The 8,322-nt window shown below is 41.9% G+C and carries 8 protein-coding genes and 1 pseudogene; 5 read left to right on the top strand and 4 right to left on the bottom strand.

Annotated features, from left to right (window positions below):
- Window positions 1–111 (top strand): transposase (locus IM322_RS19745; protein WP_287672386.1); only part of this gene is annotated, 111 nt, incomplete at its 5' end.
- 28 nt (window positions 112–139) lie between these two features.
- Here the strand turns inward: IM322_RS19745 and IM322_RS19740 are convergent.
- The 4 genes and pseudogenes from IM322_RS19740 to IM322_RS19725 all read right to left on the bottom strand — a co-directional run bounded on the left by IM322_RS19740 (window position 140) and on the right by IM322_RS19725 (window position 5,560).
- Window positions 140–1,470, bottom strand: a pseudogene (locus tag IM322_RS19740) (GmrSD restriction endonuclease domain-containing protein).
- 88 nt (window positions 1,471–1,558) lie between these two features.
- Window positions 1,559–3,184: a glutamine-hydrolyzing GMP synthase gene (guaA, locus tag IM322_RS19735; RefSeq protein WP_287674938.1), complete on the bottom strand. Its 1,626-nt coding sequence runs from the start codon at window positions 3,182–3,184 to the stop codon at window positions 1,559–1,561.
- 143 nt (window positions 3,185–3,327) lie between these two features.
- Complete coding sequence (cbiD, locus tag IM322_RS19730; protein WP_287674936.1) at window positions 3,328–4,452, bottom strand: cobalt-precorrin-5B (C(1))-methyltransferase CbiD; 1,125 nt, start codon at window positions 4,450–4,452, stop codon at window positions 3,328–3,330.
- 340 nt (window positions 4,453–4,792) lie between these two features.
- Window positions 4,793–5,560: a DUF6816 family protein gene (locus IM322_RS19725; RefSeq protein ID WP_287674935.1), complete on the bottom strand. Its 768-nt coding sequence runs from the start codon at window positions 5,558–5,560 to the stop codon at window positions 4,793–4,795.
- 35 nt (window positions 5,561–5,595) lie between these two features.
- Here IM322_RS19725 and era point away from each other — a divergent pair, with 35 nt between their 5' ends.
- From era to IM322_RS23540, 4 genes are all read left to right on the top strand, one after another.
- Complete coding sequence (gene era, locus IM322_RS19720) at window positions 5,596–6,552, top strand: GTPase Era (RefSeq protein ID WP_287674934.1); 957 nt, start codon at window positions 5,596–5,598, stop codon at window positions 6,550–6,552.
- A gap of 207 nt (window positions 6,553–6,759) precedes the next feature.
- On the top strand, window positions 6,760–7,437 hold the full coding sequence (locus IM322_RS19715) for a uracil-DNA glycosylase family protein (RefSeq protein WP_287673923.1): 678 nt from the start codon (window positions 6,760–6,762) through the stop codon (window positions 7,435–7,437).
- A 3-nt stretch (window positions 7,438–7,440) separates the two neighbouring features.
- On the top strand, window positions 7,441–7,986 hold the full coding sequence (gene rsmD, locus IM322_RS19710; protein ID WP_286825954.1) for a 16S rRNA (guanine(966)-N(2))-methyltransferase RsmD: 546 nt from the start codon (window positions 7,441–7,443) through the stop codon (window positions 7,984–7,986).
- A gap of 279 nt (window positions 7,987–8,265) precedes the next feature.
- A partial coding sequence (locus IM322_RS23540) for a helix-turn-helix domain-containing protein (protein ID WP_155119799.1) occupies window positions 8,266–8,322 on the top strand: 57 nt, incomplete at its 3' end.

The raw sequence follows: 8,322 nt of genomic DNA, 5'->3' as shown, positions 1-8,322 counted from the left end.
GTCGAGGGAATCAACAATAAACTTAAACTAATAAAACGGAGAGGCTATGGCTTTAGAAACTTTCAGAATTTTTGGGTTAGAAGTATGTTATCTTGGCATCTTGTCTGTTGATTTAGCATAAAGAGTAACGAAGAGCCAACTATCTTAACCCCTTAAAAATAATACGGTTATCTTCCATCTGAGGAATATTGAAGTTAATATCTAATACTTTTGATAAAGCTTGACCCCATAAATGAAAACGATCATAGGTTGATTGTTTAGTATGTGGATTAATTAATACAGCATTTTTAAATCGATCAACGGCAGTAAGAAATAAACTTTTAAATGCTTCTTCTACCTGTTCTTTGTTTTTCTCGGCAGCTGCTCTAATTAGATCATCGCAAAAGTAAAAAACCATCACATCTAAAATTGCTCGATTGAACTGACTTCGATAAGTTGCCGATTCAGGCAGCCAGAGACGGGAAAAGTTTTTCTCTCCAAAAATATTAATCGTTGTCTGGACAGCTTTTTCAAATTGATCAACAACATTGATAATTTCATCTGAGCGTTTTTCCCATTCTTGATTGAAATTTTGACAGGTTTTATCTAGAAGCATCTGAACATCACCGCGATAATCAGATAAATAATAATGAAAAGTTACATAACGCAATAATATATCAGTGTCGCGCATCCGGAAATCGGGATAGGAAGATTTAAATATTTTCTTTAATGCTTGACTTTCGATCGCTCGATCATCTAAAAAATTAATAAAGTCTCCGGGGTGTAATGCTTGTCTTAATTCCTGTGGAGACAAAGGGGTATTTTCCTGATTGAGACGCAGAAAAATTTTATGGAGGAAACTCTCCGTTTTCCAATTACGGATAACAATCGTGCGGATAGTTTGATTATCCAGTTGGTCTAAGATATCATTCAAATTGAAGTCATTTTTTAGATCCTGATATTGGCAGCCATTGAGATTATCTAGAAATTCTAAATCTTTTAAAGTAAAACTATTATTAGGTGTGGCACTGTCACCATAAAACTGTAAAAGTGTTAGTAAGCGTTGTTTGCCATCAAGAACGATAAATTTCCCTTTTTCCTTATTATTAGTAGCTAAGACAATCTGTGGGACTGGAAACCCTAGAATTACGGATTCAATAAATCGACTTTTACGAGTAATATTCCAAGCATCTCGTCTTTGAAAGCGCGGATTAAGTTGAATATTTTCTCGAATTAATTGATCGCGGATCGTTGCGGTAGTCCAATCACTGCTGGCAACAACAGTCTCGGAGATTTCTTTGAGTTGTAGCTTTTTTTGGTTTGCTGATTCTCCTTCAATAAGCTAAACAGCGCTTAACCTGCATGATCCAATAGCTATAACCCTTTTGGAGTCTATATCGGTGATCCGAAGTAAAAGCCGTTTAGCTTATCTTCTTCTTCCTCGGCAAAATCCACCGCTTCTATTTCTTCCAAAATCTCTAACTGTGTCATGGTAGTAATTAATCTTCTCAATTGTCTATTCTGCAAAAATCCCGCCCCAATATTTGGACGGGACTAACAATCAATCAATAATTCAATACTACTCCCATTCTATAGTTCCGGGGGGCTTAGAAGTAATATCATAAACCACGCGGTTAACTCCCTTAACTTCATTGACAATGCGATTAGAAATTGTCTCCAATAAATCATAGGGAACCCGCGACCAATCGGCAGTCATTCCGTCTTCACTGCTGACTAAACGTAGGACAATAGGATAAGCGTAGGTGCGTTGATCTCCCATCACTCCCACACTGCGTACAGGCAATAAAACCGCGAAAGCTTGCCAGAAATCGTGATACATTCCCTGCTTATTAATCTCGTCGCGCACTACCCAATCTGCATCGCGCAAAATATTTAATTTATCTGCGGTCACTTCCCCTAAAATGCGAATTGCTAAACCGGGGCCGGGGAAAGGTTGACGACGAACAATTTCTTCTGGAAGACTGATCGATCGACCTAATTTTCTCACCTCATCCTTAAATAATTTTCGCAGGGGTTCGACCAATTTAAACCGGAGATTTTTCGGCAGTCCACCAACGTTATGATGACTTTTAATTTTAACCGCGACTCTTTCCCCGGTTTTGGGATCCACATTACTATCGGCCGATTCAATCACATCGGGATATAAAGTTCCTTGGGCCAGATAATCAAAGGGTCCCAAACGATTCGATTCTTCTTCAAACACCTGAATAAATTCATGGCCGATACGACGGCGCTTTTCTTCGGGATCCGTGACACCGGCCACTTGCGCTAAAAATCGCTTTCTAGCGTTGACATACTCGACTCTAATATGGAATTGCTCGTTAAATATCTGCATTAATCGTTCTGGTTCACCCTTACGCATGAATCCCTGATCGATAAACATACAGGTTAGTTGATCACCGATCGCTCGATGCAAGAGGAATGCTAAGGTAGAGGAGTCCACACCGCCGGATAAAGCCAATAAAACTCGCTTATCGCCCACTTTTGCCCTAATTTCTCGGATCGATTCCTCGACAAAAGCTTCCGTGGTCCAAGTGGGTTCGCATTTGCAGATATGATAGACGAAATTGCGAATTAAGGCGATTCCTCCCACAGAATGGACAACTTCCGGGTGAAACTGCACTCCAAAGAGTTTTTTCTTGTGATCGGCAATGGCCGCACAATCGGTATTATCGGTATGAGCGAGAATTTCAAAACCCGCAGGCAATTCCACACAGGAATCCCCATGACTCATCCATGCGGTGGAGCCGTCCTCGACATTGGTTAATAAATCGGTAGGATCGTTGATAAATAGGGATGCTTTGCCGTATTCGGCCCGTTTTGCCCGTTCTACCCTGCCCCCTAACTGCTGTACCATCAATTGCATCCCGTAGCAAACTCCGAGGATGGGTACACCTAAATTCCAAATTTCGGGATCACAGTGGGGCGCTCCAGGATCATAGACGGAATTGGGACCGCCCGAAAGAATTATTCCTTTCGGGTTGATTTGGGCCAATTGTTCGGCACTGGTACGATAGGAGAGAACTTCGGAGTAAACGTTCGTTTCCCGGATTCTGCGGGCGATTAATTCAGAATACTGGGAGCCAAAGTCAAGAATGATGATTATTTGACGATTAAGGCTATTAGTGAAGGACTCTGAGGGCAAAGTCTCTTGGGGGGTGGGAAGGGGGGTTTGAGTTGTCACTGCGATCAAGAAAAGAAACTGGCAGGAAAAGGTTAAAGATTTGTGAACTAAATCGGCTATTGTTCTGAAAATAAGCTACAATTGTCTAGCCTTATTAGTTTCATTTTTTAAAACTAAATATTCCCACGATCATAGCACGGTCACTAGGGGGTAACTTGTAGATTCTGCAAAAATTTAAGGCCATTTTCGCTTTTGCTGATCAAAGAACGAGATCGATCGAATAAAATACAACCGACCCTAAGATGACCGTTACTGTGGTTATAAACGTATTCTTGGCAACGGCGATCAATAGTATTAGCCATTTCTCCATAGATGCGTTCCACCCAATTATCGCCCGTTTGCCGGTCTAATTGACGCAGATATTCCAGACCGTTTTCGCTGGTGCTACTGTCAAAAATTTGCTGGAGATGGGGGGTAGCTAAACCCATTTTAGCGGCGTAGGCGGTAAGAATTTCCCGACGACCATCGGCGAGATGATGGTGAGTCTGAAAGATTCCCCCGGCAAGTTTAATTAATTTACCGTGATAACCAAACAAAAGAATTTCAGAGATTCCCTGTAATTGTGCCTCTAATAACATCGGCCCGATCCAATTGGCTGTTTTTACCAAAATATCAGGATTAATACCCATTTGAGGGGCTAAATCTAAGCCATTTTCCCCGATACAAAACACCAAGCGATCGAAACGACGGGATAAAATTTTTAATTGCTCGCGAAAGATTTCTAACTGTCCGGGAGCGCTGAGGGGTTGGGAAATGCCGGTGGTACCCAACAAAGATAATCCCTCTACCACGCCAAAAGCGGCGTTAGAAGTCCTTGTGGCCAATTTTTTGCCTTCTGGAAGGATAATCGTCACTTTCAGGCTTTCTTGGGGCAGTAACAGGGGTCTGAGGTTTTCTTGTAGGAGACGCTGGGCATAACTATAGATAGCTGATTTTCCGCCATTATCAACCTGTATGCCGATTCCTTCGCCGCCTTGAATCTCTATCTCTTGATTACCCGTCTTTCTTTCTACTAACGCCCATATAGGGGTATTTCTAGTTAAATCTAAATTGTCCCCCGGCTCGCTGCGGGTGATGGCTAGGGCAGCATCGGGGTTAAGTCGGGCAACTTGTTCGATGGCAATAGTAACGGCTTCTGGCGGTTCTAAAAGATTAAAAGTAACGGAATTTAGCTCATTTTCGCCGTGAAGATGCTGGAGAGATGCGATCGCACTGGCACAGGCAAAAACTGGTAAAGTGTAACCCGAACGGGGTGGGGAGATAGACATGAATAGGGTCCATAGCCAATCAAATTAGCCGTGATCTGATTATAGAACTAGGGGGCAACCGCTGCTATTTTTGATGATTGTTTGACATCCTCACCACCCTGGGTGAGCGCATCTCAAACCCTCTATATCATACTAAATCTGGTTATTAAAGACTGATTATTTATCGAAAAAATCGGGTCTAAAACCTCGCCTTAAGGCGAAAAGTTTTGGGAGCGGGGTATAAATCCCCGTTACAAAAACGGCCTCCTGCCTTCGTTAAGGATAGGATAGTTGTCTCTTGTCTTTTTCTCTTCCTGTCTCCTCACCTAAGGGAAGATTTTTGATTTTTTCAGGATATATATTAATCTTTCAGCAATTGTAAGCGATAACGATACAAAGCCACAGGACGATTCGGCGCTTGGAAATAATCAGGCGATTGGGGGGAAAGATAAATGGCTGTCACCTGATCCCCTAGAATTTTATTAGGAGATAATAACTGATAGGCGGTGGTGGTTTCCACCTCATTAAGATAAGTATTGGTTTCTCCCCGGAAAATTTGTTGAATAATTTCTGTGGCAATAAATTGATTTCGGCTAGGAGTTTCGCTATTTCTGGCAATTACCGTGGAAATTAGTTGATGAGCGCCCCGTAAAAAGGTAATCTGACGATTGGGATTATTGGGGTCAGTTTTTACCGACAATACCGATTGATTACCTAAATAGGCGCGACTAATTGCTAAACCATTAAAGGATCGATCGGCCACAGTTGATGGTTTACTGATAATGGGGGATAAAAAGGCAGCATTTATCGGTCTGGACATAGCTTTCTCAATGAATCTCACTGGAAACTCGATCGATTGTTCTAGGTAACGACGATTACTTTCAAAACCAGGTGTGATAATCTGGGGAGCAAGAGGAGCGGTTAAATCGATTAGGGTACTGGTGACAGTCCAATTGCCTACCATCCAATCGGGATAAACTAAATCTCCGCTGGCAAAACTAACCACCGGTTTAGTCATCCAGCGAGGATAATCGGTTAAGCGATCGCTTAAATTTCCCGCTATAGATAATTTTAAATGGTTACTACAGCCTAGAATGAATACTAACAAGAACAAAATTATCCTTTGCATGGGTAAAAATATTTTTTAAGTAATATTCTTTAATTATGAACGATTTTATCAACTCTCAAGCCTTTAATCTCGATTCGGCAGTGATTCCCGTCGCACCGACTGGTTTTAAATCGGGTTTTATTGGCATTATTGGTCGTCCTAATGTGGGCAAATCTACCCTGATGAATCAATTAGTGGGACAAAAAATCGCCATTACTTCTCCCATCGCTCAAACTACCCGCAACCGTTTACGCGGCATTGTCACCGGCGAGCGCTCCCAGATGATTTTTGTCGATACCCCCGGCATTCACAAGCCTCATCACGAATTAGGCAAAGTTTTAGTTAAAAATGCTGAAAACGCCATAAATTCTGTAGATTTAGTTTTATTTGTTGTCGATAGTAGCAATTTTTTGGGTAGTGGCGATCGCTATATCGCCGATTTACTGACTAAAAACCAAACTCCCACGATTTTAGGGCTAAATAAAGCCGATCAGCAACCGGAAGACCTGCAACCTCTAGACGATAGTTATCGTGCCTTAGGGACGGAAAATAACTGGCCGCTGCTCAAATTTTCGGCACTGGAGGGGACGGGAATCGAAGCATTGCAAAATCTGTTAATTGATTCCCTCGAAGTCGGTCCCTATTACTATCCCCCCGATTTAGTCACCGATCAACCGGAAAGGTTTATTATGGGCGAATTAATCCGCGAACAGATTTTACGGCAAACCCGTCAGGAAATTCCCCATTCTGTGGCAGTGGTGATTGAACGCGTCGAGGAAACTCCCGCTTTAACCAAGGTTTTTGCCGCCATTAACGTGGAACGAGATTCCCAAAAAGGGATCGTCATCGGTAAAAATGGCAGTATGTTAAAAGCGATCGGGACTTCCGCGCGATCGGCTATTCAAAAGTTAATCGCCGGGGAGGTATATTTAAAATTATTTGTGAAGGTAGAACCAAAATGGCGACAATCTCGCTCACTTTTAGCAGAATTTGGCTATCGCACCGAGGAGTGATGTGGGGAAGTAGGGTGTGGGGTGTGGGGTGTGGGGTGTAGGGTGTAGGGTGTAGGGTGTAGGGTGTGGGGTGTGGGGAGAAGCTTTTTTCAGTGATCAGTAAACAGTAAACAGTGAACTGATAACTGATAACTGATAACTGATAACTGATAACTGATAACTGATAACTGATAACTGATAACTGATAACTGATAACTGATAACTGAAATGACCGATATTAAAACCCTAATTAAACAGGTACACCAAGAGGCAAAAAAAGAGGATTTTCCCATCGATACCCTAATTTACCAAGAGGCAAAAAAAGACCCTTTTGAACCGGTTTTGTATGGTGGTAATCTTGCTAGTCAGTTATGCTTTTTTGGGCGGGATTTAGGACGAGATGAAGTGTATGCAGGACAACCTTTGATCGGGGCTGCCGGTAGAATGGTAAGAGAGGGATTTTTTCAAGCTTGGCAGGGGAGAAAATCCCATGATCGTCAAGAGTTATTATCGGTGTGCGATCGAATTTTCTTAACTAATACAGTTCCCTACAAACCCCCGGGTAATAAAGCTTATTCTGGGGAAGTGAAAGATCGTTTTCGTCCATTTATAGAAAAACTGCTAGTTTTTTATTGGCAAGGTGATCATATCATTACCCTTGGCACGGAAGCTTTTAAATGGTTTGAACCCTACGGTAAACCCAAAGAAGTAGATAAATTCTATCTTGATAAAGAACGCTTTACCAAAAAACTGCTAGTTACCCTTACCGCTAACGATGAAGATGGATTAAAACAGCAAAAGAAAGTGACTTTATTGCCTCTCCCCCATCCCTCTCCTCTCAATCAAAGATACTATGCCCTTTTTCCTGATTTATTACAAAAAAGATTAACTGAATTTGCCTTTTAACCGATGAGAATTTACGGCAATCGTCCCATAAAAACCCTAGCAGGACAATTAACCCGTCCCACGACAGCAAGGGTGCGAGAAGCTTTATTTAATATCTGGCAACAGAAATTATCCGGCTGTCGTTGGTTAGATCTTTGTGCGGGTAATGGTTCCATGGGTGGGGAAGCTTTATGTCGAGGTGCGAGTCTAGTAATTGGAATTGAACAATCAGGACGCGCTGGCGAAATTATCAAGGAAAATTGGCGCAATTTAGCAACTTCCCACCAGCAATTCCAAGTAATTCGGGGGGATGTGCTGACAAAGTTAGCCACTTTAGCGGGGAAAAGTTTTGATTTAATTTATTTTGACCCTCCCTACGAAAGCGGGTTATATTTACCGGTACTAACTGCCATCTCTCAATCTAATTTATTAGATTCTCTGGGGGAAATTGCTGTGGAACATAATCCCAAATCTTGGCAAGCAATTAATCTAGAAAGTTTAACCATTTGTCGTCAGAAACGCTACGGCAATACCACTTTAACTTTTTATCAAAAAGCATATGAATTATGAATTATGAATTATGAAGTGGGGAGAAGGGAGAATAAATAAAAGCAATCTCCTGACGACCGGCGACCGGCTACTGACGACCGGCGACCGGCTACTGACTCCTGCCGAAAATGGTCAATTTTATTGGGCAGCCCAGAAAAATTATTATTTCTCAACAAAATCGCATAATTTGTCACTTTTCTTGGCAATCATCGAAAATTTGGGTCTGAAACCCCGTCGTTCTACGACGGCTTTACTGTTAAATATTAACACATTTACGAAATATATGCTAAAATGTGAGACATGGAAAAAGCCTACTCGTTTCGATTTTACCCCACACCAGAACAAGAGTCGCTATTG

It is taken from the genome of Microcystis sp. M109S1 (assembly GCF_020247025.1).
Lineage (GTDB): Bacteria > Cyanobacteriota > Cyanobacteriia > Cyanobacteriales > Microcystaceae > Microcystis.
Note: the sequence above shows the minus strand (reverse complement) of the source record. Positions and strands in the feature narration are given on the sequence as shown.